Here is a 23,138-nt window from a genome sequence, read left to right as displayed (position 1 = left end):
AACTGCCAGGCATCAAATTAAGCAGTAAGCTGATGTGAAAATCAGTGGTTGTAGAAAAATTCGGTGGAGCGGTAGTTCAGTCGGTTAGAATACCTGCCTGTCACGCAGGGGGTCGCGGGTTCGAGTCCCGTCCGTTCCGCCACTTATTTAAGCCCTGAGTCTTAGACTCAGGGCTTTTTTGTATTTAAATTCCATCAAAATTAACAACATTGTTGCTGATTTAGCAAAAATCTTCTGCATTTATCCGTCTTTTTCAGCAGAGTTCTCCCCGGCATACTCTTCCTCATACCAACGAACATCCCATAATGAGGTTAAAAATGGCAATTCCTGCATTCGGTCTGGGCACTTTCCGCCTGAAAGACGACATCGTCATCGCATCGGTTAAAACAGCCCTGGAGCTGGGCTATCGTGCTGTAGATACTGCTCAGATTTATGATAATGAGGCGGCTGTTGGTCAGGCGCTTGAAGAAAGCGGCATTCCACGTGAAGAGCTTTTTATCACGACTAAAATCTGGATTGAAAACCTCAGCAAGGACAAACTGATCCCAAGCCTGAAAGAGAGCCTGGTGAAGCTGCGCACTGATTACGTCGATCTGACGCTGATCCACTGGCCTTCGCCAAACGATGCCGTGCCGGTGGCTGAATTCATGCAGGCGCTGCTGGAGGCGAAAGAAGCCGGTTTCACGCGCCAAATTGGGATTTCAAACTTTACGGTTGAACTGATGCAGCAGGCAATTGATGCCGTTGGCGCCGAAAATATTGCCACCAACCAGATTGAGCTGTCGCCATACTTGCAAAACCGCACCGTTGTTGAGTGGGCTAAGCAGCACAACATTCACATTACGTCCTATATGACGCTGGCCTATGGGAAAGCGTTGGCGGATGAAACCATTGGCCGTATTGCACTGAAACATCAGGCAACGCCTGCACAGGTTATTCTGGCATGGGCGATGGCTCTGGATTATGCAGTGATTCCTTCTTCGACAAAACGCGCGAATCTGGAAAGCAATCTGCAGGCGCAGAGCCTGAAGCTGGATGCTGAAGATATGGCGGCCATTGCTGCTCTGGAATGCAATGACCGCCTGGTGAGCCCGGAAGGTCTGGCACCGAAGTGGGATAACTGATCCTGATTACGGCCCTTCAGGGGGCCGTTTTACTGCGTCACTCAGAAAATCAATAAATGCACGAATACGCGTACTGACCGCCCGGTCGCTATAGTACACGGCGCTAAAAGGCATATTGACCGGTAAAAGCTTATCGGCAAGCACCTCAACAAACTCTCCGCTTTCAATTTCTTTATCAATCATAAAGTCTGACAGACAGGCGATACCGTTCCCCGTCAGGCACAGCTGCTTAAGCGTTTCTCCGCTATTTGAAGATAACCCTGGTTTTATCTCAAAGAGTTGTCCATCCGCTTGTGAAACCGGCCAGCGGTTAAGTGAAGAAGGCTCGGTAAAGCCCAGGCAGACGTGATTTACCAGATCGGCAGCGGTTTCTGGTGCTCCATTAGCCGCTATATATTCGGGCGAGGCAATGATCTTGCGGTAGCTGCTAAAAAGCGGGCGGGCACGGAGGCTTGAGTCGGTTAAATTACCTACCCGAATAGCCACATCGACTTTACGCTCGATGAGGTTAATGAAGGTTTCCGACGATACAAGAGACAGCGTCATTTCCGGGTAGCGCTCGCGGAACGGTTTTATCAGCGGCATCAGTAGATGCAACATCACCGGCGTTGCGGCATCAATGCGCAGCAATCCCCTTGGCGTCTGCTTGCTTTCCATCACTTCATTTTCAGCCGCGGCCATCGCCTGCAAAATTTGCTGCACGTTCCTGAAATAGCGCTCACCTTCTTCCGTCAGGCTAAGCTGGCGCGTTGTTCGGTTAAGCAGGCTCACGCCCAGCTTCATCTCCAGCTTTTTTACCGTCCTGCTCACCGCTGAGTTAGCCAGCCCCAGCTGTTCTGCCGCGCGGCTGAAGCTCCCGCTCTCTACTACGGCAACAAAAATCGCAAGTTCTTCCGACGTAGCCTTCATTGTTGCTCCACAAGCAAAATTCTATTGAGATTTTACATATTTTTGTTATTTAAGCATCCCGCCATACTACGTGTCATCAAAAGACACCTGTTATGGAGTAAATTATGCCTCTGGCGCTTCTCGCACTGACGATCAGTGCTTTCGCAATCGGCACCACCGAGTTCGTTATTGTCGGGCTTGTACCGACGATCGCTGAACAGCTTGCAATCTCAGTTCCGTCTGCAGGATTGCTGGTATCTATCTATGCTCTTGGCGTGGCGATTGGCGCGCCTGTTTTGACCGCCTTAACAGGCAAACTGCCGCGCAAGCAATTGCTCATCGGCCTTATGGCGCTATTTACCGTAGGGAATGTGATAGCCTGGCTGTCGCCTAATTACGAGACTTTGGTCGTAGCTCGCCTGCTTACTGGTCTGGCGCACGGCGTATTTTTCTCCATTGGTTCGACGATTGCGACGAGCCTTGTACCCAAAGAGAAAGCGGCTTCAGCCATTGCCATTATGTTTGGTGGCCTGACGGTAGCGCTGGTGACCGGCGTGCCATTGGGGACGTTCATCGGGCAGCATTTCGGCTGGCGTGAAACTTTCCTGGCAGTATCGGCTATTGGCGTTATCGCATTGATCAGCAGCATGATCCTTATCCCGAAAGATATTCCTAATCGTGCGCTGGCTGGAATTAAGGAGCAGCTGCAGGTATTAACCCATCCGCGTCTGGTGCTGATCTATCTGGTTACCGCGCTGGGTTATGGTGGTGTGTTTACCGCCTTTACCTTCCTGGCGCCGATGATGCAGGATCTGGCTGGCTTTTCACCTTCCGCAGTGAGCTGGATCCTGTTGGGCTATGGCGTATCTGTGGCTATTGGCAATATCTGGGGCGGTAAGCTGGCGGATCGCCACGGTGCTGTGCCGGCCCTGAAATTTATCTTTGCCGCACTGGCCGTGCTGCTTCTGGTCTTCCAGTTCACCGTACACTCGCACGTTGCCGCGCTGCTTACCATTCTGGTGATGGGCGTCTTCGCCTTCGGTAATGTTCCGGGCCTGCAGGTCTATGTTGTACAGAAAGCCGAACAATACACGCCAAATGCGGTTGATGTTGCTTCCGGTCTTAACATTGCGGCGTTTAACGTGGGTATTGCTGTGGGCTCCATTATTGGTGGCCAGACGGTGCAACACTTCGGTCTGGCGCAGACGCCGTGGATTGGTGCAGTGATTGTTGTTCTGGCGCTGTTGCTGATTGGCTTTAGCGGCAGACTGGATAAGCAGTCAAAACTCGCCATAAGCTAAATTTTTTATACCAGGAGCGTAGCCGTTTTACGCCCCTGGTAGTCAATGGTTTGTAATGGTCGTTGAAAGTCTGCGCTAAAGTCCCTATAACTGAAAGATAGTCCGCAAACTGCGGGCATATTGATGAGTTACTGAGGTCGTTAGCTAAACGTGCACAAGAATACCTATGCCATGCGATACGTAGCCGGACAGCCAGCAGAGCGAATTCTGCCTCCCGGCTCGTTTGCGACTATAGGTCAGGCATTACCCCCCGGAGAACCTTTACCCGGCCACGGCACGATACGCGTTCTGGTATGGAACATCTTTAAGCAGCAGCGGGCCGACTGGCTTTCGGTGCTGCAAACCTTCGGCAAAGACGCGCACCTGATGCTGTTACAGGAAGCGCAAACGACACCTGAATTGGTTCGATTTGCGACCACTAACTATCTGGCCGCCGACCAGGTTCCCGCCTTTGTTTTACCCCAGCATCCTTCTGGCGTGATGACACTTTCTGCTGCCCATCCTGTCTATTGCTGCCCGCTACGTGAACGCGAGCCGATCCTGCGGTTATCCAAGTCTGCCCTGGTGACCGTTTATCCCTTGCCGGACGGGCGGATGCTGATGGTGATTAATATTCATGCCGTTAATTTTAGCCTTGGCGTAGACGTTTACAGCAAACAGCTTGGGCCAATTGGCGATCAGATAGGGCATCACAACGGGCCGGTTATCATGGCCGGTGATTTCAATGCCTGGAGCCGTCCACGCATGAATGCATTGTTCCGCTTTGCCCGCGAAATGACGCTGCGTGAAGTTCGTTTTACCGACGATCATCGCCGCCGGGCGTTTGGTCGCCCGCTTGATTTTGTCTTCTATCGTGGTCTGAACGTCACCGAAGCTTCGGTGCTGGTGACTCGTGCCTCAGACCATAACCCGCTACTAGTTGAATTCCGTCCCGGCAAGCCTGAGCTGAAATAAGGTTCGTCAGGTCTGCCGTTGGGCAGACCTGTGCGCTGCCCTTTTTTCTCACTTAACCGCAAGGACATAACGATGACAACGCAATCCCATCATGACAAAGTTAGCCAGCAGTTTGGATCCCAGGCCAGCGCCTATTTGACCAGCACGGTTCATGCTTCAGGGCGCGATCTGGAGCGGCTTAGCGCGCGGTTGAATGATTTTCCCAATGCCACTCTGCTGGACATGGGATGCGGGGCAGGGCACGCAAGCTTTATTGCTGCGGCGAAGGTGAAGTCAGTTGTCGCTTATGATTTGTCCGAGCAGATGCTGACGGTTGTCGCGGAGGCGGCGACCACGCGGGGAATCACTAATATTGCGACTCGCCAGGGATATGCAGAATCACTTCCATTCGATGACAGCACCTTTGATGTGGTCATCAGCCGCTACTCTGCGCATCACTGGCACGATGTCGGCCAGGCTCTGCGCGAGGTGAAGCGTGTGCTTAAGCCTGGTGGCATTGCTATTTTTATGGATGTCACTTCACCGGGTCACCCGGTGAAGGATATCTGGCTGCAAACGGTCGAGGCATTACGTGACACTTCGCACGTGCGTAATTATTCCAGCGGAGAGTGGCTGAGCCTGTTTAACGATGCGGGCCTGATGACGCACAGCGTTTTATGCGACAGGCTGAATCTGGAGTTCTCCAGCTGGATTGCCAGGATGAGAACGCCGATAGTGTTATCGGACGCGATCCGCGCTTACCAAAAAAGTGCGTCTGACGAGGTTAAGCAGTACTTTGAATTGCAGCGCGACGGGTCGTTCACCAGCGATATCATCCTGCTGGAAGCTCGAAAGGGATAAACTCAAAAAAGAAAAGGCACCATGCAGGTGCCTTTTTTATCTTTACTATCAGGTATCTGGAGAAGTATTCCCGCTGACAAACAGCGTCAGTTGGTCTCCAGGCCTCAGATCATCGGTACCGCTGTTCCAGCGCATCACATCTTTGATGTTCACGCCGTGACGTTTGGCGATACTCGACAGTGAGTCACCTTTGCGCACCTGATAAGTGATGCTGCTATTGTCAGCCAGCTGCGTTGCGCCACCTTTCACGCTGAGCGTTTGCCCAACTTTAAGGCGAGAACCGCTCAGGTTGTTCCAGTTTTGCAAATCTTTAGCGTTCACACCGAGGCGTGAAGCAACGCCGGACAGTGTATCCCCTGAGCGCACTTTATAAGATTTGTTGCCACCGGCACTGCTGCGGTTATCCGCAACCAGCGTAGGCTGTAAAGCATCGATTTCACCAGAAGCCAAAGAGGCTTTCAGCTGCTCGGCATGCTTTTTCGGCACCATCACGTAACGCTGATTTTTCCCAACGGTAGTGCTTTTCACGCCGGCGTTGAAGGTCTTCAGGTTGGTGAGCGACATGCCTGCCATTTCGGCGACCTGCGTTAACTCAACCGGATTGCTGACTTCAACACGCGCCAGCGCGCGGCTTTCATCCGTTGTCGGCAAACGTACGCCGTACTTCTGACTGTTTTTGAGTATGTCGCTCAACGCCAGCATTTTCGGTACGTAGATCTTTGTTTCACGCGGCAGAGCCAGCGACCAGAAATCGGTAGGTTTACCCCGCGATTTGTTCGCTTTTATGGCGTTCAGCACACGGCCTTCGCCGCTGTTGTACGCTGCCACGGTCAACAACCAGTCGCCGTCAAACATCTTGTTCAAACGCTGCATCATATCCAGTGCGGCAGTGGTGGAAGCCACTACATCACGGCGTGCATCGTACGCTTTGGTCTGCTTAAGACCGTAATTGCGCCCCGTACTTGGGATAATCTGCCAAATGCCTGCGGCATTTGCGCTAGACGTCGCGTGGGGGTCAAAAGCGCTCTCCACTATGGGTAGTAGTACTAGTTCCATTGGCATGTTGCGTTTCTTAACTTGCCCGGCAATCCAGTACATATACGGCTCTGCCCGTAATGTTACATCGTGGAGATAGCTCTTATTACTCAGGTACTTCTGTTTCTGTTCGCGGATCCGGACGTTTTCCGGTATCCCCATCTTTAGCTCGTTGCCGATGAAGTTCCACAGGTTTTGATCTTGCGCGAGGAAGGTTCCATCATCCATCCATCGCGCAGAGGTCGCTCGACCCGTGTACTTTCCTGCTTCACCTTGACCAGCCGCAGACAGACTCTGTGCATGCTGTTGAATGTTGGCGTCATGCTTTGACGCCTGGCACCCGACAAGCAAGACAGAGGCGAGTAGTATCGCTTTTGCCTTCATGTGTGTGTCAATGGTTGCTTAAAAGACGAGCGATGATACCGTCGCCTTTTCGACAACACAACCAGAATATTCAGAAGCTATCCTTCTTTGTCCTTAACCAGGCGAATATCTCATGGGGTTGTTGCAAGTTTGTTTCTTTTTTAATTTCTTCTTTTAAAACAGCATCTTCAGTGCGTAAAAAAATATTTATTTGGCGTTCTGTTTGCAGCGTTGACGGCAAGGTTGAGTGATTTTTTGCGCGTAACTCCTTAACTTTTCGATAGTATCCCTTTAATTGCTCATCATGGGGTAAAATACTTAAGGAAAACTTTATGTTTGATTCGGTGTACTCATGTGCGCAACAAATCTGGGTTTCAGCAGGTAGTGAATTAAGTTTTTGAAATGATGTAAACATCTGCTCTGCCGTACCTTCAAAAAGTCTTCCGCAGCCGCCAGAAAACATTGTGTCGCCGCAAAATAGATAAGGAAAACTATAAAACGAGATATGTCCTAAAGTGTGACCAGGTGTTGCTATCACGCTATATTCACGCCCAGACAGGCTAAACTTATCCCCTTCGCCCACGATCTGCGTAGCCCCTTTCTGCCGGGTTTCCTCCGGTCCGTATACCTCAATGTTCGGGTATTTGTCCTTCAGTTGCTGAACGCCACCAACGTGATCGGCATGATGATGGGTAAGCAGAATAGCTTCTGGCTGCCAGCCGTTTTCCTCTATAGCCTTCAAAACAGGAGCGGCCTCACCGGGGTCAACGATCACACATTTTCCCTGCTCATTATTAAGCACCCAGATGTAGTTATCCTGGAAAGCACGAATACTGTTAAGATTCATAGTTCAACCTCTCTATGGCAATTAAGAAGGTAGTGATGAAACCGGCAAGGATACCTGAGATTCTCACTTCCCCCCATCATTGGGCGCAGCTGCGATGGGGAGAATACTACCGGGACGCGCTCGAAGAGCAGCTTCGCCCCTGGCTGGGTAAAATGTTCGGCTTTCATTTACTGAAAATCGGCAACCTGAGCGCAGAAGTTAACACGGAAGCCTGCGCTATTTCTCATCAGGTTAATGTAGCCTTACAGGGTGAACATTTGCAGGTGAACGCCGATCCTTTGCACCTTCCGTTTGCGGCGAAGTCGGTTGATGCCTGTTTGTTGGCCCACACGCTGCCGTGGTGCCCGGATCCTCACGGCTTACTTCGGGAAGTCGATCGGGTACTGATCGATGATGGCTGGATTGTTCTCAGCAGTTTCAATCCTATTAGCCTGCTAGGCCTGGGTAAAACCGTGCCCTTCCTGCGCAAGCGTGCACCTTTCAATAGCCGCATGTTTACCCCAATGAGGCAATTTGACTGGCTGTCATTGCTGAATTTTGAGGTGATGTATCGGCGTAGTTTTCAGGTATTGCCGTGGCATAAGCAGGGCGGGCGTTTACTGAGTACCCACCTGCCTGCGCTGGGCTGTATGCACGTTATTGTCGCGCGTAAACGCACGCTGCCGCTGACGCTAAACCCAATGAAAAGCCGTAAAGCGAAAAATCAGATTCGCTCGGCGGTGGGGGCGACGCGGCAGTACCGTGACAGCGTTAAGGTGCCGCGCCGTCCGGCTGATAGCCCACATCCTCATGAGTAGGACGGGATGCGGCGTTGCGAGCCAGTTCGTCGCAGCGTTCGTTTTCCGGGTGGCCCGCGTGGCCTTTAACCCATTCCCACTTAATTTCGTGATGGCTCAGGGCGGCATCAAGACGCTTCCATAAATCTACGTTCTTCACCGGCTTTTTATCAGCCGTTTTCCAGCCGCGCTTCTTCCAGTTGTGGATCCACTGGGTAATGCCCTGGCGGACGTACTGGCTGTCGGTGCTGAGGACCACATCGCAGGGTTCAATCAGCGCCTCAAGCGCGACGATCGCGGCCATCATCTCCATGCGGTTGTTGGTCGTGAGGCGAAATCCTTCGCTGAAGATTTTTTCGTGCTGCTTGTACCGCAAAATCGCACCGAAGCCGCCCGGCCCAGGGTTACCCAGGCAGGAGCCATCGGTGAAAACTTCTACCTGTTTACGCATCTCTGGTAGACTTCCTGTGATGAAAAGGTCAAGTCTGACATAAACGAGCGCGATGAGCACAGCTATATGATTTCTACCACGACCAGACAGATAGTTCTCGATACCGAAACCACCGGTATGAACCAGATCGGTGCTCATTACGAAGGGCACCGCATTATCGAGATCGGTGCGGTTGAAGTGATCAACCGCCGCCTGACGGGCAATAACTTCCATGTCTACCTAAAACCCGACAGGCTGGTGGACCCGGAAGCCTTTGGCGTTCACGGTATTGCTGATGAATTCCTGGCGGATAAACCGACGTTTGACCAGGTCGCTGATGCGTTCATGGACTACATCCGCGGCGCTGAGCTTGTTATTCATAACGCATCGTTCGATATCGGCTTTATGGATTACGAGTTCAGCAAGCTGCGCCGTGACATCCCTAAAACAGAAACCTTCTGTAAGATTACCGACAGCCTGGCGATGGCCCGTAAGATGTTTCCGGGCAAGCGAAACAGCCTCGATGCACTCTGCTCGCGTTATGAAATAGACAACAGCAAACGTACGCTGCACGGCGCACTGCTCGATGCCCAAATTCTGTCCGACGTCTATTTGATGATGACCGGCGGGCAAACATCGCTGAAATTCTCTATGGAAGGTGACGTGCAGCAGCAGCAGGGCAGCGGGGGAATTCAGCGCGTCGTGCGTCGTGCGTCAGGCATGCGGGTCATCCACGCCAGTGATGAAGAGCTTCTGGCGCATGAATCTCGTCTTGATTTGGTGCAGAAGAAAGGCGGAAGCTGCCTCTGGCGCAGCTAAATAGCGCGGAAATGAGTTAAAAATCACCACTCAGGTGATTTTTGCGGCAAACGGTTAATTTTATGATAAAAAGCGTTGACGGCTATCGGGCCAAACCGTAATATTCGCCTCGTTCCCGACGGGGAACAAAACGCGGAGCGGTAGTTCAGTCGGTTAGAATACCTGCCTGTCACGCAGGGGGTCGCGGGTTCGAGTCCCGTCCGTTCCGCCACAATTCAGAAAGCCTGAGTCAGCAATGATTCAGGCTTTCGTCGTTTCTGCTTTCTGAAAAATGCCTTTTCACCCCCGCGCTGATATCGCGCGAGGGCTGGCTGAAGTAACCTCTAGTGCCTGCTGGCTAACGCCACGCCAATCAAAATGGTCGCAATCCCGATGATGTGGAAAAGATGCAGCGTTTCGCCCAGAAACACCAGCGACAACACCACGCCGAAGACAGGGATCAGGTGAATGCTCAGCCCGGCCCGTGCGGCACCCACGGCTTCCACGCAGCGTCCGTAAAGCAGGTATGAAACAAAAGAAGGGAATGCGCCGAGGAAGATAACCGCTGAAATCGTCATCGTATTCCAGTGAGGAACCGCGCCGGTGCTCATCTCATGCAGCCACAGCGGCAGCGTCACGATAAGCGCGATAGCCACCTGAACGCCCAGCAGCCCCATTCGGCTGATATCGGAAGGTATTTTACGGATCCACAGCGTATAAAGCGCAAAGCAGGCCATGGCCGCCAGCAGCATCAGGTCACCCGATGAAAACGCCATCTGCATCAGCCCGTGAATATCGCCCTTAAAGATAATAAACAGCACGCCGCAGCAGGAAATCGCCAGTCCCACAACCTGCTTCACGCTGAGCTTGTGGCCGAAGAACAGCGCGCCAAACAGCATAATCAGCACCGGAATACAGGAGTTGAGCAACAGCGCGTTGGTGCTGGACGTATGGTGCAGGCCGATATACACCAGCAGGCTAAAGCAGACGATGCCGGTCACCGACACCGCGATAATCCAGCCCAGGTATTCCCGGTAGCGACGAAAATCTCTTTTAATATAAGGCAAGGCAAACGGCAGGATCACTATCAGCGCAACCAGCCAGCGCATAAAGGTCAGCCCAACCGGCGGAATGTCGTTGCGAACGGCTTTGCCGACGATGTAATTACATGCCCAAAGCAGCGGCGGGATGGTGAACAGGAGCAATACATACCAGGCCGACGGCTTAGGGGGGGCAGCCTCAGTGGCCAACTTCTTACTGCTGAGCAAGGGAATCTCCTTTGACACGGGATTTTGCTGGAAAGGGCGAAGGGAGAATATATTACTCCCTGCGGAGCCAGCCGTCGTCGTGGAGAAGAAAAAGAGTATGTCGAGAATGTAAAAAGGCCTGAACCCCTGAGGATTCAGGCCGGTATTTTTACTCTTTTGAAGTGGCTACGCGGCCGGTAAAAGCGCTCGCACCGGCAACTTTTTCGCTGCGTGCCAGCCAGCGGTAGCAGCTCAGGCCGAGGAACACGCCGATAAACCAGCTGAAGTTGGCGACCTCATGCAGCGAAGGAATAAAGCTGATGGTCAGGCAAACCGCGACCGACGGCACCAGGGCGATAATCGCCTTCGGGTTAAAGCCATTGCTGTACCAGTAGCGGCCTTTTGGCGTGTCGTTGAACAGATCGTCGACGTGGATTTTTCCACCCTTAACGAGGTAGAAGTCCGCGATCAGGATGCCGAACAGCGGCCCAATGAATGAACCTAAAACATCCAGCGTGTAGTGAATCAGCTCCGGGGACTGGAACAGGTTCCACGGCGTCAGCAGCACGGAGCCCACGGCGGCGATCATCCCACCTGCGCGGAAGCTGATCTTCTGCGGCGAACAGTTAGAGAAGTCGAACGCCGGGGAGACAAAGTTCGCCACGATATTGATCCCGATAGTCGCGGTGATCATCGTCAGCAGACCAATGGCCATCGCCAGGCTGTTGCCGATATGGCTGACGGTTTCGATAGGATCGGTGATCATCTTGCCGAACAGAGACTGGGTGCCGGACACGATAACTACCGTCACAATAGAGAACAGCAGGAAGTTAAACGGCAGGCCCCAGCGGTTACCGCGGCGGATCTCTTTCATGCTTTTTCCGTAGCGAGAGAAATCGCCGAAGTTAAGCAGCGGGCCGGAGAAATAGGACACGACCAGCGCGGTGGCGGTGATCATCTGCCACACCTGCTCGCCGGAGCTGAGCTGCTTGCTCGCTAAAGTGAAGGAGATCCCACCGAACCCGGTCTGATAAAGGATCCAGCCGGCCAGCGCCATCATCACGATGTAAACCGCAGGGCCTGCGATATCAATAAAGCGCTTAATGGCGTTCATACCGTGCCAGAACACCATCGCCTGCAGCACCCACATAATACCGAAGCAAATCCAGCCGAGCTGAGACAGACCGAGGAAGCTCACGCCGGTCATTGGGGCAAGCGTCGGCCAGAACTTCAGCAGCACCAGCATTAATGCGTTAGCGGCCAGATAAGTTTGTATTCCGTACCAGGCGAAGGCGATAAGCCCGCGGATCACCGCTGGAATATTCGCGCCAAAGACGCCGAAGGCCTGACGGCAAATCACCGCATAAGGCACGCCCGCCATCTGGCTAGGTTTTGCCACCAGGTTGGCGCACAGCTGCACGATACAGATCCCCGCCAGAAGGCAAATCAGCACCTGCCAGCTGGCAAGCCCGAGGGTAAAAAAGCTGGCTGCGACCACATAGCCGCCCATGCTGTGTACATCAGACATCCAAAACGAAAAAATATTATACCAGGACCAAGTCTGGTGGCGGGTCGGGGCCAGGTCATCGTTGCACAGGCGCGGGCTGTAGCCGGCGTGGGCACTCTCTTTCATGGCTGTGGCGTTGTTCTCTATACCTGGCATGGGATCTGCTCCTATAAAACAGAAGGTGGATTATGTCTGCCATAGGTATTGCAGGAACCAGGCCAGGTTTGCATTTCTTGTATTCAATTATCAATGATATTGTATACAAAATGAGGGTGCCTGATGCTAACAGGAGTAGTGGATGAAACGTGATTTCGGGGTCACAGCCCCAGCAGAACTGCATGATAAAGAAGCCGTTATCTGGCAATCGCTGATGACGGCGATGGTTGAACACCAACTGCCGCCGGGCAGTAAACTGCCGGAAGAAGCGCTGGCAGACGTTTTTGGCATCAGCCGAACCGGGATCCGCAAAGTCTTAACGCGCCTCGCAACGGTGCAAATGATCACCATGCTGCCCGGACGTGGTGCATTTGTGGCCATGCCGGACGTAGAAGAATCGAAAGCGATCTTCCAGACCCGGGCGGTGCTTGAATGCGCCAACCTGCCGCACGTGCTTGAGCATCTCCAGGCCCCGCATCTTGTCGCGTTACGTAAAATTATCCAGCAGGAAGAAAAAGCCCATCGCGACGGCGACGGGCCTGCGGCAATTCGGTTCTCCGCGGCGTTCCATATCCAGCTGCAGGCTATTTCCGGCAACGCCGTGCTGACTGAAATGGTCACCAGCCTGACGCACCGTTCATCGCTGGTTATCGCCGCGTGGGGCGCGCCATGGCAGCGTGGCTGCCGCTGCGACGATCACGAAAATCTTATCGAACTGCTGCGTAACAAAGCGCTTGAGCCGCTCACCGTCGCCATGCAGCACCACTTCGAACATATTGTTTCCAGTCTGCATTTTGAGCGCAGCGGTGAAACCACCCCAGACTTCGCCCGCATCTTCGGCACCCGACAGGAATAACCATGCAGCAGCCTATTATTCAAGTGATCAACCCCAACACCAGCCAGGCGATGACGCACACTATTGCTGAAGCCGCCCGCAGCGTTGCCGCACCCGGCACGCAGATCCTCGCCAGCTGTCCGGAGCAGGGCTTGGAGTCAATTGAAGGGCATTTCGATGAAGCCATCGCGGCCATCGGCGTACTTGAACAAATTAAGCAGGGCAAAGCGCAGGGGGCGAACGGGCACGTGATCGCCTGCTTTGGCGATCCGGGTTTGCTGGCGGCACGTGAGATAGCCAGCGGGCCGGTAATTGGTATTGCCGAAGCTGCCATGCATATGGCGACGATGGTGGCGACTCGCTTCTCGATTGTTACCACGCTGCCGCGCACGGTGATCATTGCCCGTCACTTAGTGCATCAATACGGTTTTGAACATCATTGCGCCGCGCTGCACGCTATCGATCTCCCTGTTCTGGCGCTGGAAGACGGTACAGGCCTGGCTCAGCGCCTGGTGCGTGAACGCTGCATTCAGGCCAAAAAAGAAGATAACAGCGGGGCGATCGTGCTGGGTTGCGGCGGGATGGCGAATCTGGCAAAAGAGCTGACTGAGGAAATCGGTATCCCGGTTATCGACGGCGTGACCGCTGCGGTGAAGCTGGTGGAGTCCCTGGTGGCGCTGGGCATCGGCACCAGTAAATTTGGTGACCTCGCTTACCCGAACAAAAAGCCGCTTTCGGGCTCTTTTGCTCGTCTGAGTTAAGGTTGAAGGAGAGAATCATGCCATCAGAAGAAAAAGCTACGCGCTATCCTTTTACCGAAAACTACCCGCGTGACCTTGCCGGTTATGCCGGTAATCCTCCCCATGCGCAGTGGCCAGGCGGCGCGCGTATTGCGGTTCAGTTTGTGCTCAACTTTGAAGAAGGCGCTGAAAACCACGTCCTGCACGGCGACAGCGGCTCAGAACAGTTTCTCTCCGATATCATCGGCGCGGCCAGTTTTCCCGATCGCCATATGTCGATGGACTCTCTTTATGAATATGGTTCGCGGGCGGGCTTCTGGCGTATCCATAATGAATTCCAGAAGCGCGGCCTGCCTTTGACGGTGTTTGGCGTGGCGATGGCGCTGGCCCGCAACCCGGAAATTGTCTCCGCGATCAAAGCCGCAGATTACGACGTTGTCAGCCACGGCTGGCGCTGGATCCATTATCAGAATATGGACGCTGCCACCGAGCGACAGCACCTGCATCAGGCGATGGAAATTCTGGCAGATCTGTTTGGCTCCCGCCCGCTGGGCTGGTACACCGGGCGCGACAGCCCGAATACCCGCCGGCTGGTGGTAGAGCACGGCGGCATTCTGTACGACAGCGACTACTATGGCGACGATCTGCCTTTCTGGAGCAAAGTCACCTGCGAAGACGGCCGCGTCAAACCCCATCTTATTGTGCCGTACACGCTGGACACCAATGACATGCGCTTCGCCACCGCTCAAGGCTTTAACACCGCCGAGCAGTTCTATACCTATTTGAAGGACAGCTTCGACGTGCTGTATGAAGAAGGTGAAACGGCGCCGAAGATGATGTCCATCGGCATGCACTGTCGTCTGCTAGGCCGGCCGGGCCGTTTCCGGGCGTTGCAGCGTTTCCTGGACTATGTGCAGCAGCATGAAGGCGTGTGGATTTGCAGAAGGCAGGATATTGCCGAGCATTGGGTGAAGATGCATCCTTATGCCGAGTAAGACGCTTCTTGGTGTTGTTTCTTGTTTCTTTTGTTGGGCTGGTTAAAGTTCCGTTCACTTCCAGTTCTGTTTTACATGTCATCACCGATACCGTGAACGACTCGGGGAAGTCACCGTCACTTCCCCGAGACCCCGGACTCCCGGCAGCTCAACCCCGCCNNGAGGGTAAAAATAAGAAGCGGGGCTCGGTTCTGGCTTAAATCGCCTCAGTTTTCTCAGCCGAGCCAGAGCCGAAAGTGAACGGAACTTAGCTGTTTCGGCATAGGTCCGGGACTTTGTGACGAAGAAACAGCTGTCACCCCATTAAACTCACATGTGCCGCTACAATCTTCCAGCCCGACGAAAACTTTACCCAGGTCTGCATCTGGCGGCCGACTTTATCGCTGCCTTCACGCGTAAACTCGGTGCTTGCCACCGCCAGCTCGTCGCTGAATGTCGTAATAACGGTATTTCTCAGCTGGCGATCCAGCCCTTTTGGGGAGCGCCCGTTGCGGAAGGCGCGTATCTGATCGATACCGTAAAGGTTTTCCGTCACGCCGTAGCGCACGGTGCGGGCATCTTCCCAAAACAGCTCATCCAGCACGGCAACGTCGTTGGTGATGAGCGCCTGCTCATAGCGATAAAATGCCTCGGTGACTTCGTTCAGAATGGCCGGACGGTCAATATTATCTCGCATCATTTAGCTTACCTTCGTCTGTAAAATACCCTGAACTTCCAGGCGCCGTGCGGCCTGCAAACAAATGTCCTCCCGCCACGGGGCGGCAATCAGCTGCACGCCAATCGGTAATCCGCTCGCGGTGACCAGCGGGGCGCTCACCACCGGCAGCCCGAGGAACGAAATCGGCTGCGTCAGGATCCCCATACTGGCCTTAACCGGGATCTCCTGCCCGTTGATATTCATGGTTTGCTGCCCGATAAGCGTGGCGCTGCAGGGCGTGGCGGGCGCGATAAGCACATCAAAACGATCAAATAACGGCAGCGTACGCTCGAGGAACCAGGCGCGGAAGCGTTGAGCCTGGGTGTACCAGGCTGACGGTGTCATTGCCCCGGCCAGAAGGCGTTCGCGTGAATTGGGTTCGAAGCGCTCGGGGCTGGCACGTAACGCAGGCAGATACTGGTTTCCGGCTTCTGCCGCGGTCAGTAAAAAGGCCGCCGAGCGCGCGAGTTCGGCTTCCGGCATGGAGGCATGTTCCGTTGCCTGCAACGCTTTGGCTACCCGGCTAACCGCCTCTTTGGCGTCTTCGTCGCACCAGCGTTCAAAAAAGCCGTCCAGCACCGCGACGCGAAGAGGCATATCACGCTCAAGCGTCGCATAAACCGGCTCAATTGTACGGGAAGACTGGAAAGGATCGCTGCCGTCGTAGCCTTGCAGCGCATCGTAAACCGCCGCGACATCTTCCACGCTACGTGCCAGCGGGCCAATATGATCGAGGCTGGCAACAAAGGGATGGCTGCCGCCGCGCGACAGGCGGCCAAAGGTAGGTTTCAGGCCAACAAGTCCGCAAAGTGACGACGGGACACGGATCGAGCCGTTGGTGTCGGTGCCGAGGGTAAAATTGACCATCCCGGCAGCGACGGCGGCGGCCGAACCGCCGGAAGAGCCGCCCGCAATGCGTGCAAGATCGTGCGGGTTTTTGGTTGCGCCGTAATGGCTGTTTTCCGTAGTGAAGCCGTAGGCGTAGGCATCCATATTCACCGCGCCGCTCAGCATAGCGCCTGCTTTTTGTAGCTGAGTTATGGCGAAGGCATCGGCCGTGGCAGCGGGCTCTGCGGCAAACAGCTCGGCACCGGAAAGGGTAGTCAGCCCTTTAATGTCGAAGATATTTTTTACCGCGTAAGGCACGCCCGCCAAAGCGGGAAGCGCGCTGCCGCTGGCAATCAGCCTGTCGACCGACGCGGCTTCTTCCAGCAGGCGACACTGGGTCACCTCGGTAAAGGCGTTAATTTGCGGGTTCTGCTGCTCAATCCCGGCCAGCGTTTGTTGGGCAAGCTCGGTTGCCGAAAAGGTTTTGTCCCGCAATCCCTGATGAGTCTGGCGTATAGAAAGGGCGGTCATAGTGAATAGACTCCAGCGGTTTCCTGACGATCGGGCAGCGGAAATGCCATCAGCGGCTCCGCCATGGCCGCAATGCGCGTCAGCTGAAACTCCAGCTCTTTCCGGCGTTCGTCGGTCAGCGGCACGGCGAGCAGTTGCTCCATAAGCGCAATGTAGTTCTGCCAGTCAAAAGAAGGTTGATTCATCAGTATGTTCCTCAAAAACCTGCGGCGCTGCCGTTGCTGCGCGGATCCCACGCACCTTCAAGCATGCCATTAGTGTGCCTGACGATGGCGCCAGCGTGGCCGACGACTTCGCTGAATGCGGGCAGCGTTTCTACCTCGTGGCCCAGGGCCTGGAGTTCGGTAAAGGTGTCGGGGCTGAAGCGGCTTTCAAGCTTAAGGCTGTCGGAAGCCTGCCCCCAGGTGCGGCCCAGCAGCCAGCGCGGCGCGGAGATCGCCTCCTGCAGGTTGATGCCCTGCAGCACGTAGCGGGTAAATATCGTCGCCTGAGTCTGCGGCTGCCCGTCGCCGCCCATCGAGCCGTAAACCAGCGTTCTGCCGTCGGCGAGCCTTGCCGCCGCCGGGTTCAGGGTATGGAACGGTTTTTTGCCCGGAGCCAGCGCCAGCAAATGGTTTGGGTCCAGGCTGAAAGAAGCACCTCTGTTTTGCCAAAGCACGCCGCTTTTTGGCAGCACAACGCCGCTGCCAAACTCGTGATAGATACTTTGAATAAACGACACGGCCAGACCGTTACCGTCGATAACGCCCATCCAGACCGTGTCACCGGGGCCTTTGCCTTTGCCCCACGGCGCGGCGTTTTTGTCGTCTATTTGCCCGGCAAGCCGATCGAGTGAGTCGGCATCCAACAGGTTCTGTATTGAGGTAGTGATATGGCGCGGATCGGTGATATGTACGTCGCGCAGCGCAAAGGCCTTTTTGGTCGCTTCAACGATGCGATGCACGGTTTGCGCTTCGGTCGCATTCGCCATCGGCAGCCGGTCAGTGATACCCAGGATCGCCAGGGAAACCAGGCCTTGAGTGGGAGGCGCGAGATTGAAAACCTCACCTGCCTGATGCTCAAGCCGCAGCGGCTTCGTGCGCGTTGCCCGGTGCTCAGCGAGATCGGCTGCGGTAATCGGCAGCCCCAGCTCGGCCAGCTCTTCGGCAATAACCGAGGCCAGCGGGCCGCGATAAAAACTGTCCAGGCCTTCCTGCGTCATACGCGTTAGGGTTGCCGCTAGCCGGGGCTGCGTGAACCGGCTGCCGGTCGCCGGAACTTCGCCGTGCTGCAGGAAAGTGTCAGCAAAACCCGGCACATCGACCAGCTCGGCATATTTGCTTTGCGTCGCGTGTGACTGAGAAGCGGTGACCGGGATCCCGTCTGCCGCATAGCGAATGGCATCGGCCATCAGGCGCGAAAGAGGCAACTGCCCGCCGCCAATCTCCGATGAAACTTTCAGGGCTTCTGCCCAGCCGCTGACGGTGCCGGGCACGGTCAATGCTGCCCGGGTGCCGCGATGGGGAATCGCTTTTTCTCCCCGGTAGAAATCCAGTGACGCCAACGAACCGGCGGCGCCGCTGGCGTCGATGGCGACAGGTTCGCCCTCCGGGGGAACAATCAGCCAGAATCCGTCGCCACCGATGCCGTTCATATGCGGGTAAACGACCGCGATGGTGGCGGCCGCAGCGACCATTGCCTCAATGGCATCACCGCCGTGACGCAGCACGGACAGCGCGCTTTCAGAGGCCAGATGATGGGGCGCAACCGCCATGCCACCGGGGGCCATATTGCTTTGCATGTTTTTCTTCTCTTGCAGGAATTCCGCTCGGGTAGGGAAGTCAGAAGCAAGAGATGTTCCAGGTTGACGAAGATCGTTTCACTGTGTCAGGCTTTGATGAAACAAAAGTTACAGGAGTCAGCATGAAACAGTTAGACGAGCGGCTGCGGGCTTCATGGGCGCTCTTTTCCCCGCAGGAGCAGCGCGTGGCGTCGTTCATCGTTGACCATTTTGATGACCTGATCAGCTACAACAGCGCGGAGCTGGCGCGGCTTTCCGGCGTCTCCAAGGCCACCGTGAGCCGATTGTTTAAGCGGCTGGGCTACGAGCGCTACAAAGATATGCGTGAGGAGCTGCGTACCCTGCGCCAGAGCGGCATGCCGCTGACCGAAAACCGTGACGCGGTGCAGGGCAACACGCTGCTGGCACGCCATTACAAGCAGGAAATGGCCAACCTCACCCAGCTGGTGAATCAGCTGGAAGCCAGCCCGTTTGCCGAAGTGGTCAATGCGCTTGTTAACGGTAAACGCATATTTATCATCGGGATGCGAAACTCCTGGCCGGTCGCGATGCACCTGCGCCAGCAGCTTTTACAGGTGCGCAGCGGCGTGTCGTTGCTGCCGCAGCCGGGGCAGACGCTGGCGGAAGAGCTGGTTGATATTGGCCCGGAAGATTGCGTGGTCACCGTGGCGTTTCGCCGCAGGCCGCGCATTATCAAGCCGCTGCTCGCCGGCCTGCAGCAGCGCGGTATACCGCTGGTGGTGCTGAGTGAGTCAGCTTCGTCGGGGCTGGCGACTTATTCACGCTGGCATCTCAGCGCGCCGCTCGACAGCGTTTCGGCCTTTGACAGCTACAGCAGCGCCATGAGCCTGGTGAATTTACTGGCTAACGCGGTGCTGCATGAATCATTGACCAGCGGGCGTCAGCGTATCCATAATATCGCTGAATTGTATACAGAGCTGGACGAGCTCGAACAACGTTAACGCCCCTCGCTGGTGCAGATGCGCATTTCGGGTGAGCCAGAATAGTTCATCGTTTTATCCAACCCTGTTTTTCCGCGCTGGCCATGACGCCGCCAGCCGGAAAAAAATTTGCCTGCGGCTGGCACATTAGTTGCAAAAGAGGCTTATAAGAATCTTTTGTTTCAATCTCAGACTCAAGGAATCGCCATGTTTGATATTCAGCATTTCCCCCAGATCAATCCGCCGCACCGTTTGCTGATGGGGCCAGGCCCGATCAACGCCGATCCTCGAGTGCTTCGCGCCATGGCGAGCCAGCTTATCGGCCAGTATGACCCGGTGATGACGGGCTACATGAATGAGGTGATGGTGCTGTATCGCGAGCTTTTCCGCACGGAAAACAAATGGACGATGCTGGTGGACGGCACCTCCCGCGCCGGGATTGAAGCCATTTTGCTGTCGGCTATCCGTCCCGGGGACAAAGTCCTCGTGCCGGTCTTTGGCCGTTTTGGTCATCTGCTGTGTGAGATTGCCCGCCGCTGCCGCGCCGAAGTGCACACCATTGAAGTGCCGTGGGGCGAGGTCTTCAGCCCGCAGCAAATTGAAGACGCCATTAAAGCGGTAAAGCCCCGCCTGCTGCTGACCGTGCAGGGCGACACCTCCACCACGATGCTCCAACCGCTGGCCGAACTGGGCGAGATCTGCCGCCGCCACGGCGTGCTGTTTTACACCGACGCCACGGCGTCGTTTGGCGGGAACGAATTGCTTACCGACGCGTGGGGGCTTGATGCCGTTTCTGCCGGGCTGCAAAAGTGCCTCGGCGGTCCGTCAGGCAGCTCTCCCATCACGCTTAGCCCGCAGATGGAAGAAGCCATTCGTCGCCGCAAATGCGTAGAGGAAGGCATTCGCACCGCGGCCCATCAGGACGGTGACGAAGAGATGATCTACTCCAATTATTTCGATCTTGGCATGGTCATGGACTACTGGGGACCAGAACGTCTGAACCACCACACCGAAGCCACCAGTATGCTGTTTGCCGCCCGCGAGTGCGCCCGCGTCATTCTGGAAGAAGGCCTGGACGCCGGTATTGCCCGTCACGAACTGCACGGCAGGGCGATGGTGGCGGGGATCCAGGGCATGGGGCTGGAAACCTTCGGCAACCTTGAGCACAAGATGAACAACGTCCTCGGCGTAACAATCCCGAATCAGGTTCACGGCGAAGAGGTTCGCAAGCTCTTGCTGGAAGACTTCCACATCGAGATCGGCACTTCCTTCGGCCCGCTGCAGGGCAAAATCTGGCGCATTGGCACCATGGGCTATAACGCCCGTAAAGACTGCGTGCTGCAAACGCTTACCGCGCTGGAAGCGGTGCTTAACCACCTTGGATTTAAAACCGTGCAGGGTGAAGCCATGCAGGCGGCCTGGAACGTCTACGCGCAAGGTGCTCGCTAATGGCCGCGCCGCTTATGGACGGGAATTATGCGCAGGTTGCCGCCCAGCGCGTCATGGACAGGGCTGACCAGCTGGCGGCCATCAGCGAAAACGCAGGGCAACTGACCCGGGTTTACCTTTCCGTGCAGCATCTGCGGGCGAATCAGCTGGTGGCAGGCTGGATGGAACAACTCGGCATGACGACCTGGCAGGATGCGGTCGGCAATATTTGCGGGCGTTACGAGGGCAGACAAGACGGCGCGAAGGCCGTTTTGCTAGGTTCTCATCTTGATACGGTTCGCAACGCCGGGCGCTACGACGGCATGCTCGGCGTGTTGTGCGCGCTGGAAGTTGTCGCCTGGCTGCATCAGAACGATCTGCAGCTTGAACAAGCCATCGAAATCGTTGGTTTTGGTGATGAAGAGGGAACCCGCTTCGGCATCACGTTACTGGGCAGCCGGGGGCTAACCGGCAGCTGGCCGGAAGGCTGGCTGAGCCGTGAAGATGCCAGCGGCGTCAGCGTGGCACAGGCCATGATCCTTGCCGGGCTGGATCCCTCGCGAATTGCCAGCGCGGAGCGGCCGAAAAGCGATTTTACCGCTTACCTGGAGCTGCACATCGAGCAGGGCCCGGTGCTGGAAGAAGAAGGCCTGGCGCTGGGCGTAGTGACGGCGATTAACGGCGCGCGCCGCCTGAACTGTAGCTTTACCGGCCACGCGGGCCATGCGGGGACGGTCCCTATGGCGCTACGTAAAGATGCCCTGGCCGCCGCCGCCGAATGGATGACCTTTATTGAGTCGACAACGCGTCACCACGGCCCCGATGAGGTCGCCACCGTGGGGACGTTAAGCTGTGCGCCAGGCGCGGTGAACGTTATTCCCGGCGACGTTCAACTTACGCTGGATATTCGCAGCCCGCGTGATGAAAGCCTGGTGAGTTTATTGGGCCAGCTTCTCGCCGAAGGAGAGGCCATTGCGGCCCGGCGCGGCATGCGGTTTAGTGCGGAAGAATATTACGCTATTTCGGCTACGCCTTGTGATGAAACGCTGCGGGCGACGTTAATGCAGGCGGTGAGCGAAGTTCAGGGGCGCAGTCTTTCACTGCCTAGCGGCGCAGGGCACGACGCGATTGCCATTGCTGAACGCTGGCCGAGCGCGATGCTGTTCGTTCGCTGCGAGAAGGGGATCAGCCATCATCCGGCGGAATCCGTGGTTGAAGGCGATGTGGCGCTTGCCGTTCAGGCTTTTACTCGCGCCGTTACGCTGTTGGCTGACAAATAAAAAACCGGCCTGAATGGGCCGGTTTGTACCTCACTACAGGCTGAAGGGATCGGCGTCCTGCCACGCCGGGAATTTTTCCCGATATTCGCGCAGCGCAATCAGCGAAAGGTCGGCATCGAGCCTTGCCGCCTGGTGCGGCTCGGCGCTGGCAAGGATCTCGCCCTGTGGGCTGATAATCCGGCTGTCGCCCCGGTAATGGTGGCCGTTGCCGTCGGTGCCTACGCGGTTACAGCCCGCGACATAAGCCTGATTCTCAATAGCGCGCGCCTGCAGCAGGCTTTGCCAGTGCAGCGAGCGCGGCGCTGGCCAGTTGGCGACGTAAAGCGCCAGGTCATAATCGTTGCGGTTACGTGACCACACCGGGAAGCGCAGGTCGTAGCAAACCAGCGGTAAAATACGCCAGCCTCGCCACTCAATAATCACGCGTTCTTCGCCGGCCTGGTAATGGTGATGCTCATCCGCCATGCGGAACAGGTGGCGCTTATCGTAGAAATGCACTTTGCCGTCCGGCTGAACCAGCAGGAAACGGTTTACCGGCCCACGTTCGGTTTGTAACGCGGCGCTGCCGGCGATCATCGCCTGGGTTTGCTGAGCTTTGAACTGCATCCAGTCAATCACTTCCTGTTCCGGCATCGACTGCACGGCGGCTTCCATCGCAAAGCCGGTGGTGAACATTTCAGGCAGAATAATCAAGTTACGCCCGCGCACGTCCTCCAGCAGTACATCGAAGTGACGCAGGTTTGCGGCACCGTCCATCCAGACGAGCGGTTGTTGCAGAACGGAAACTTTCAGACCAGACACAATCGGCAGCCTCTTA

Annotated in this window: 23 protein-coding genes and 2 tRNA genes; 14 read left to right on the top strand and 11 right to left on the bottom strand. The window is 55.7% G+C overall.

What is annotated here, in order from left to right:
- Positions 1 to 65 precede the first annotated feature (65 nt).
- Positions 66 to 142 (top strand) — tRNA-Asp (locus tag HX778_RS10125).
- 175 nt (positions 143 to 317) lie between these two features.
- Positions 318 to 1,124: a 2,5-didehydrogluconate reductase DkgB gene (dkgB, locus tag HX778_RS10120; protein ID WP_176981904.1), complete on the top strand. Its 807-nt coding sequence runs from the start codon at positions 318 to 320 to the stop codon at positions 1,122 to 1,124.
- A 6-nt stretch (positions 1,125 to 1,130) separates the two neighbouring features.
- On the opposite strand, the gene yafC is transcribed toward dkgB, so the two are convergent.
- A complete protein-coding gene (yafC, locus tag HX778_RS10115; RefSeq protein WP_176981903.1) occupies positions 1,131 to 2,033 on the bottom strand; it encodes a DNA-binding transcriptional regulator YafC in 903 nt (300 codons plus the stop codon).
- Between the two features lie 104 nt (positions 2,034 to 2,137).
- Here yafC and HX778_RS10110 point away from each other — a divergent pair, with 104 nt between their 5' ends.
- From HX778_RS10110 to HX778_RS10100, 3 genes are all read left to right on the top strand, one after another.
- Positions 2,138 to 3,313 (top strand): MFS transporter, encoded by a 1,176-nt coding sequence (locus HX778_RS10110; protein WP_176981902.1) that lies wholly within the window; start codon positions 2,138 to 2,140, stop codon positions 3,311 to 3,313.
- Positions 3,314 to 3,463: 150 nt separating this feature from the next.
- Complete coding sequence (locus tag HX778_RS10105; protein ID WP_071842943.1) at positions 3,464 to 4,267, top strand: endonuclease/exonuclease/phosphatase family protein; 804 nt, start codon at positions 3,464 to 3,466, stop codon at positions 4,265 to 4,267.
- Between the two features lie 72 nt (positions 4,268 to 4,339).
- Positions 4,340 to 5,107: a class I SAM-dependent methyltransferase gene (locus tag HX778_RS10100; protein WP_038475378.1), complete on the top strand. Its 768-nt coding sequence runs from the start codon at positions 4,340 to 4,342 to the stop codon at positions 5,105 to 5,107.
- A 48-nt stretch (positions 5,108 to 5,155) separates the two neighbouring features.
- On the opposite strand, the gene mltD is transcribed toward HX778_RS10100, so the two are convergent.
- Together mltD and gloB are read right to left on the bottom strand one after the other, a co-directional pair.
- On the bottom strand, positions 5,156 to 6,526 hold the full coding sequence (mltD, locus tag HX778_RS10095; RefSeq protein ID WP_038475376.1) for a murein transglycosylase D: 1,371 nt from the start codon (positions 6,524 to 6,526) through the stop codon (positions 5,156 to 5,158).
- A gap of 70 nt (positions 6,527 to 6,596) precedes the next feature.
- Complete coding sequence (gloB, locus tag HX778_RS10090) at positions 6,597 to 7,352, bottom strand: hydroxyacylglutathione hydrolase (RefSeq protein ID WP_176981901.1); 756 nt, start codon at positions 7,350 to 7,352, stop codon at positions 6,597 to 6,599.
- A gap of 35 nt (positions 7,353 to 7,387) precedes the next feature.
- Here gloB and HX778_RS10085 point away from each other — a divergent pair, with 35 nt between their 5' ends.
- Positions 7,388 to 8,149, top strand: a complete 762-nt coding sequence (locus HX778_RS10085) for a class I SAM-dependent methyltransferase (RefSeq protein WP_038475370.1) — start codon at positions 7,388 to 7,390, stop codon at positions 8,147 to 8,149.
- Here the strand turns inward: HX778_RS10085 and rnhA are convergent.
- Positions 8,103 to 8,579: a ribonuclease HI gene (rnhA, locus tag HX778_RS10080; RefSeq protein WP_038475368.1), complete on the bottom strand. Its 477-nt coding sequence runs from the start codon at positions 8,577 to 8,579 to the stop codon at positions 8,103 to 8,105. The two genes, HX778_RS10085 and rnhA, sit on opposite strands and share 47 nt — an antisense overlap.
- Positions 8,580 to 8,645: 66 nt before the next feature.
- On the opposite strand from rnhA, the gene dnaQ reads away from it, so the two are divergent.
- A complete protein-coding gene (gene dnaQ / locus HX778_RS10075; protein ID WP_038475366.1) occupies positions 8,646 to 9,377 on the top strand; it encodes a DNA polymerase III subunit epsilon in 732 nt (243 codons plus the stop codon).
- 134 nt (positions 9,378 to 9,511) lie between these two features.
- Positions 9,512 to 9,588: transfer RNA gene (locus HX778_RS10070), tRNA-Asp, on the top strand.
- A gap of 112 nt (positions 9,589 to 9,700) precedes the next feature.
- Here the strand turns inward: HX778_RS10070 and HX778_RS10065 are convergent.
- Positions 9,701 to 10,624: a DMT family transporter gene (locus HX778_RS10065; RefSeq protein WP_052048987.1), complete on the bottom strand. Its 924-nt coding sequence runs from the start codon at positions 10,622 to 10,624 to the stop codon at positions 9,701 to 9,703.
- A 148-nt stretch (positions 10,625 to 10,772) separates the two neighbouring features.
- The gene (locus HX778_RS10060) at positions 10,773 to 12,266 is read right to left on the bottom strand and encodes an NCS1 family nucleobase:cation symporter-1 (RefSeq protein ID WP_176981900.1); all 1,494 of its coding nucleotides are present in this window, start codon (positions 12,264 to 12,266) and stop codon (positions 10,773 to 10,775) included.
- A gap of 142 nt (positions 12,267 to 12,408) precedes the next feature.
- Between HX778_RS10060 and HX778_RS10055 the strand changes: the two genes are divergently transcribed.
- Genes HX778_RS10055 through puuE form a run of 3 tightly spaced genes read left to right on the top strand, consistent with a single transcriptional unit; the run spans position 12,409 to position 14,836 of the window.
- Entirely contained in the window at positions 12,409 to 13,122 is a 714-nt protein-coding gene (locus HX778_RS10055) for a GntR family transcriptional regulator (RefSeq protein ID WP_038475361.1), read from the top strand.
- A 2-nt stretch (positions 13,123 to 13,124) separates the two neighbouring features.
- Positions 13,125 to 13,862, top strand: coding sequence for an allantoin racemase (gene hpxA / locus HX778_RS10050; RefSeq protein WP_038475359.1), 738 nt, complete (start codon positions 13,125 to 13,127; stop codon positions 13,860 to 13,862).
- A gap of 17 nt (positions 13,863 to 13,879) precedes the next feature.
- Positions 13,880 to 14,836, top strand: a complete 957-nt coding sequence (puuE, locus tag HX778_RS10045; RefSeq protein WP_038475357.1) for an allantoinase PuuE — start codon at positions 13,880 to 13,882, stop codon at positions 14,834 to 14,836.
- A 295-nt stretch (positions 14,837 to 15,131) separates the two neighbouring features.
- On the opposite strand, the gene hpxZ is transcribed toward puuE, so the two are convergent.
- The 4 genes from hpxZ to HX778_RS10025 are packed head-to-tail and all read right to left on the bottom strand — an operon-like array spanning position 15,132 to position 18,672.
- Positions 15,132 to 15,515 (bottom strand): oxalurate catabolism protein HpxZ, encoded by a 384-nt coding sequence (gene hpxZ, locus HX778_RS10040; RefSeq protein ID WP_176981899.1) that lies wholly within the window; start codon positions 15,513 to 15,515, stop codon positions 15,132 to 15,134.
- On the bottom strand, positions 15,516 to 16,892 hold the full coding sequence (locus HX778_RS10035; protein ID WP_038475353.1) for an AtzE family amidohydrolase: 1,377 nt from the start codon (positions 16,890 to 16,892) through the stop codon (positions 15,516 to 15,518).
- The gene (hpxX, locus tag HX778_RS10030; RefSeq protein WP_176981898.1) at positions 16,889 to 17,077 is read right to left on the bottom strand and encodes an oxalurate catabolism protein HpxX; all 189 of its coding nucleotides are present in this window, start codon (positions 17,075 to 17,077) and stop codon (positions 16,889 to 16,891) included. The genes HX778_RS10035 and hpxX overlap by 4 nt, the downstream gene beginning before the upstream one ends.
- 11 nt (positions 17,078 to 17,088) lie before the next feature.
- On the bottom strand, positions 17,089 to 18,672 hold the full coding sequence (locus HX778_RS10025; RefSeq protein WP_176981897.1) for a gamma-glutamyltransferase family protein: 1,584 nt from the start codon (positions 18,670 to 18,672) through the stop codon (positions 17,089 to 17,091).
- 122 nt (positions 18,673 to 18,794) lie between these two features.
- On the opposite strand from HX778_RS10025, the gene HX778_RS10020 reads away from it, so the two are divergent.
- The 3 genes from HX778_RS10020 (at position 18,795) to hpxK (ending at position 22,321) form a co-directional block, all read left to right on the top strand.
- Positions 18,795 to 19,634 carry a MurR/RpiR family transcriptional regulator gene (locus HX778_RS10020; protein WP_038475346.1) on the top strand — a complete coding sequence of 280 codons (840 nt, stop codon included), beginning with the start codon at positions 18,795 to 18,797 and terminating at the stop codon, positions 19,632 to 19,634.
- Positions 19,635 to 19,820: 186 nt separating this feature from the next.
- Positions 19,821 to 21,062, top strand: coding sequence for an alanine--glyoxylate aminotransferase family protein (locus HX778_RS10015; RefSeq protein WP_176981896.1), 1,242 nt, complete (start codon positions 19,821 to 19,823; stop codon positions 21,060 to 21,062).
- A complete protein-coding gene (hpxK, locus tag HX778_RS10010) occupies positions 21,062 to 22,321 on the top strand; it encodes an allantoate amidohydrolase (protein ID WP_176981895.1) in 1,260 nt (419 codons plus the stop codon). Before HX778_RS10015 ends, hpxK begins: the two co-directional genes overlap by 1 nt.
- A gap of 33 nt (positions 22,322 to 22,354) precedes the next feature.
- On the opposite strand, the gene HX778_RS10005 is transcribed toward hpxK, so the two are convergent.
- Entirely contained in the window at positions 22,355 to 23,122 is a 768-nt protein-coding gene (locus tag HX778_RS10005; RefSeq protein ID WP_038475342.1) for an amidohydrolase, read from the bottom strand.
- Positions 23,123 to 23,138: the final 16 nt, after the last annotated feature.

This window comes from Cedecea sp. P7760, from assembly GCF_013386425.1.
GTDB classification, from domain to species: Bacteria; Pseudomonadota; Gammaproteobacteria; order Enterobacterales; family Enterobacteriaceae; genus Cedecea; species Cedecea selenatireducens.
The sequence above is the reverse complement of the archived record's forward strand: the minus strand, read 5'-3'. Positions and strand labels throughout refer to the sequence as shown.

Excerpts from the sequence above, each read along its gene's own strand:
- HX778_RS10100 (WP_038475378.1), top strand. The coding sequence starts at position 4,340 with ATGACAACGCAATCCCATCATGACAAAGTTAGCCAGCAGTTTGGATCC.
- hpxZ (WP_176981899.1), bottom strand. The coding sequence starts at position 15,515 with ATGATGCGAGATAATATTGACCGTCCGGCCATTCTGAACGAAGTCACC.
- HX778_RS10035 (WP_038475353.1), bottom strand. The coding sequence starts at position 16,892 with ATGACCGCCCTTTCTATACGCCAGACTCATCAGGGATTGCGGGACAAA.
- HX778_RS10025 (WP_176981897.1), bottom strand. The coding sequence starts at position 18,672 with ATGCAAAGCAATATGGCCCCCGGTGGCATGGCGGTTGCGCCCCATCAT.
- dkgB (WP_176981904.1), top strand. The coding sequence starts at position 318 with ATGGCAATTCCTGCATTCGGTCTGGGCACTTTCCGCCTGAAAGACGAC.
- yafC (WP_176981903.1), bottom strand. The coding sequence starts at position 2,033 with ATGAAGGCTACGTCGGAAGAACTTGCGATTTTTGTTGCCGTAGTAGAG.
- hpxX (WP_176981898.1), bottom strand. The coding sequence starts at position 17,077 with ATGAATCAACCTTCTTTTGACTGGCAGAACTACATTGCGCTTATGGAG.
- dnaQ (WP_038475366.1), top strand. The coding sequence starts at position 8,646 with ATGATTTCTACCACGACCAGACAGATAGTTCTCGATACCGAAACCACC.
- gloB (WP_176981901.1), bottom strand. The coding sequence starts at position 7,352 with ATGAATCTTAACAGTATTCGTGCTTTCCAGGATAACTACATCTGGGTG.
- HX778_RS10020 (WP_038475346.1), top strand. The coding sequence starts at position 18,795 with ATGAAACAGTTAGACGAGCGGCTGCGGGCTTCATGGGCGCTCTTTTCC.
- hpxK (WP_176981895.1), top strand. The coding sequence starts at position 21,062 with ATGGCCGCGCCGCTTATGGACGGGAATTATGCGCAGGTTGCCGCCCAG.
- HX778_RS10110 (WP_176981902.1), top strand. The coding sequence starts at position 2,138 with ATGCCTCTGGCGCTTCTCGCACTGACGATCAGTGCTTTCGCAATCGGC.
- rnhA (WP_038475368.1), bottom strand. The coding sequence starts at position 8,579 with ATGCGTAAACAGGTAGAAGTTTTCACCGATGGCTCCTGCCTGGGTAAC.
- HX778_RS10015 (WP_176981896.1), top strand. The coding sequence starts at position 19,821 with ATGTTTGATATTCAGCATTTCCCCCAGATCAATCCGCCGCACCGTTTG.
- HX778_RS10085 (WP_038475370.1), top strand. The coding sequence starts at position 7,388 with ATGAAACCGGCAAGGATACCTGAGATTCTCACTTCCCCCCATCATTGG.
- HX778_RS10060 (WP_176981900.1), bottom strand. The coding sequence starts at position 12,266 with ATGCCAGGTATAGAGAACAACGCCACAGCCATGAAAGAGAGTGCCCAC.
- puuE (WP_038475357.1), top strand. The coding sequence starts at position 13,880 with ATGCCATCAGAAGAAAAAGCTACGCGCTATCCTTTTACCGAAAACTAC.
- HX778_RS10055 (WP_038475361.1), top strand. The coding sequence starts at position 12,409 with ATGAAACGTGATTTCGGGGTCACAGCCCCAGCAGAACTGCATGATAAA.
- hpxA (WP_038475359.1), top strand. The coding sequence starts at position 13,125 with ATGCAGCAGCCTATTATTCAAGTGATCAACCCCAACACCAGCCAGGCG.
- mltD (WP_038475376.1), bottom strand. The coding sequence starts at position 6,526 with ATGAAGGCAAAAGCGATACTACTCGCCTCTGTCTTGCTTGTCGGGTGC.